Genomic DNA, 214 nt, shown 5'->3' on the forward strand with positions numbered 1-214 from the left:
TGGTTGTCGGCAAACCGAATGTTTATCCAGATAAAGCGATGGCTTATCAGGCATGTCTTGATTCAGAAAACAGAAAAAGCATACAGAATGGTAATATTGGAGCCGGAACAGGTGCGACCGTTGGCAAATATCGAGGAGTCCAGACGATGATGAAATCAGGCATTGGGACCTATGCCGTTAAGCTTGGCGATTTAAAGGTAGGTGCTATTGTCTC

At 44.9% G+C, this 214-nt stretch carries 1 pseudogene; it reads left to right on the forward strand.

The window, feature by feature from the left end:
• Positions 1-214, forward strand: a pseudogene (locus HJY11_RS14525) (P1 family peptidase); the annotation flags it as partial.

The organism is Bittarella massiliensis (ex Durand et al. 2017), assembly GCF_017566145.1.
Taxonomy (GTDB): Bacteria; Bacillota; Clostridia; order Oscillospirales; family Ruminococcaceae; genus Bittarella; species Bittarella massiliensis_A.